We start from the raw sequence: 2,354 nt of genomic DNA on the forward strand, positions 1-2,354 counted from the left end.
GGCTGTTCAAGAAGAAAAACCCGCAGGATGCCTTTGATCCCGATGTGTTTACCATCACGGACACGATTTTGGACCCGCCGCGCTTTACGTTTTTGCCGGCTATCTACCAGGATGCCACGCGTCGCAAGTGGGCCGTGCATCAGCGCGGCGCGACCCCGAGGATTTTTGACTACGCGGATGTGCTGCAATGCGAGATTGTCGAGACCGGAAATCCCGAGGATGTGCCGCAGCTCAGCAATCGAGAGCTCGCTCAGCAGATTTTGATTAACCCAGCTCAGGCTACCAAAAACAATGCCGCCAAGCGTAACATGTGCCTTGGTATGGGTGTCGTCGTTGCCGTGCAAACCGGCGAGGATGAGATTTCGAAGCTTGAGATTCCTGTGACTGCGGGCGAAGTCAAGCGAGACTGCGGCCTATATCGGTCGTATCGGAACGTTGCGGAACAGATCAAAGAAGCCTTCGACGCCATGGGGCGTTCGGAGCAATGATGCCCGCAGCATCAAGCGGTCGAGGAGCCTTACCCATGTCGAGTGAACCATATGCGATTCCGCCCAAAGATCGCGCCTTTGAGGGCATTCTTTGGTATATCAAACATTATGACCTGCAGGGTGGCGACCGGCTGCCCGCCGAGCGCGTGCTCTGTGAAGAGCTGGGCGTGTCCCGCACGGCGTTGCGCGCTGCGATCACGCGTCTCATTTCGTGCGGAACCTTGGAAAGCCGCCGCGGTTCGGGCACCTATGTGTGCCCGCCCAAGCCGCTGAACATCTTTCAGGAAACGTGGAACTATACGCAGGCGGTGGAGAGGGTCGGCTCAAAGTCAACCGCACGCCTGGTATGCTCCAAGGTCGTGTACGCCGATATCGACCTGGCCCAAAAGGCCCAAATCGAGCTGGGCATGCCGCTCTTCTGCATTCGGCGCGTGCGCGTGGTCAATGGTTCCCCGGCGTCGATCGAGACGGCATACGTCAATCTGTCTTTGTGTCCCTCGCTTCCCGATCACGATTTCGAGCAGGAGAGCCTCTACGACGTTTTGCTCAAAGAGGGGAATGTCCGCGTGTCGCACGGCAAGGAGCATATTTCCATCAGCCGTCTGAACGCCGACGAGGCCAAGTTGCTGGATGCCCAGGAGGGCGCCCCGGTGTTTTATAAGGCTTCGCACGAGCGCGATGAGAACGATGGCTTTGTCGAGTATTGCAAGTCCGTGACCCTGCCGACCAAGTATCGATTTGCCGATAACGGTGAGGCAGACGGCGTTGCGACGAAGGTGGGTGTCGAATGGCTGAGGCAGTAGAAGACTTGCCGGTTTACAAGCAAATTCGCCGCTGCATTGCGGAGCGAATCGAGCGCGGTGACTATCCGACGGGCTCGATGATTCCGTCCGAAAATGAGCTGGCCGAGGAGTTTGGCACGACGCGCCTGACCATCCGCAGCGCCATGGATGAGCTGGTCAAAAGTGGCCAGATTCGTCGCGTGCAGGGCAAGGGCGCCTTTGTGGGGCACAAGTGGTTTGACGAGCACGCTCGCAAGGGCGGCTTCCGTCAGTCGGTTTTAGCTTCGGGCGCGACGCCGTCGGTGCGCATCCTGGCGCGCTCCAAACGCTATGCCGGCCCGTATTATGCCGACTTGTTTGGTATCGGCGAGGACGATCTGCTCTACTCGGTGCGCCGTCTTAACTGCATTGATGGTGAACCCGTGTCGATCGAGATGACGCTGATCCCGTGTCTGCTGTTCCCTGGCATCGAAGACGTGGACATATCGGTTTTCAGCCTGTATGAGACCTATGACATGTTGGGCCGAAAGCCAGATAAATCGATTGAGAAGCTCGATATTGAGGCGCTGGGCGCACGCGATGCGAGTTTGCTCGATCTTGAGCCGGGCGACCTGGCCCTCGTGCTGGAATGCCTGACCTATGACTCGAGTGGACAGGTTATCGAGTGTGCCAAGTCTTTTACCCGCGGCGATGCCGGCGGATATACCTACAACTATTAGTGTTCAGAGCGTCCTTGTGTACGGCAGGGCGCTCGTCTTTTATGGCCATATGTCGCTTGACCGATGGGCGGCAAAAACTGACCGTCTACCGAGAGAGGAGGATGAAATCGAAAAATCGGTATTAAAAACGGCTAACCTGTAATCGTTCACTGGTATTAAGAACCTTTGAATTGTTGAGCTTGGGGCCAAGATGACCACAAGGTTAGGCGGTGCGGCGGGACGGCAAGCCCGTCCGGGCCGTGTGACAATTCAAACTGCTCGTGAAAGGAGCGGGAATGAAGGAGACCGAGAAGATCGAGATCATGCACTTCGACCAGGAGGGCTACCTCGAGGACGGCAGGAACGTCTACGAGGCGGGCAAGAAG

General features: G+C 57.2%; 3 protein-coding genes. All 3 read left to right on the top strand.

Translation table 11 applies throughout. The features are described 5' to 3' along the window. Nucleotides 1-488: hypothetical protein (locus AQ996_RS06865; RefSeq protein WP_055252184.1), on the top strand; the 488-nt coding region annotated here is incomplete at its 5' end. Nucleotides 489-523: 35 nt separating this feature from the next. Continuing rightward, a complete protein-coding gene (locus AQ996_RS06870; RefSeq protein WP_055252185.1) occupies nucleotides 524-1,291 on the top strand; it encodes a GntR family transcriptional regulator in 768 nt (255 codons plus the stop codon). Beyond that, on the top strand, nucleotides 1,276-1,989 hold the full coding sequence (locus AQ996_RS06875) for a GntR family transcriptional regulator (RefSeq protein ID WP_055252186.1): 714 nt from the start codon (nucleotides 1,276-1,278) through the stop codon (nucleotides 1,987-1,989). Before AQ996_RS06870 ends, AQ996_RS06875 begins: the two co-directional genes overlap by 16 nt. Nucleotides 1,990-2,354: the final 365 nt, after the last annotated feature.

The sequence above is a fragment of the Collinsella aerofaciens genome, from assembly GCF_001404695.1.
Lineage (GTDB): Bacteria > Actinomycetota > Coriobacteriia > Coriobacteriales > Coriobacteriaceae > Collinsella > Collinsella aerofaciens_E.

Coding starts and splice junctions, on each gene's coding strand:
- AQ996_RS06870 (WP_055252185.1), top strand. CDS start 524: ATGTCGAGTGAACCATATGCGATTCCGCCCAAAGATCGCGCCTTTGAG.
- AQ996_RS06875 (WP_055252186.1), top strand. CDS start 1,276: ATGGCTGAGGCAGTAGAAGACTTGCCGGTTTACAAGCAAATTCGCCGC.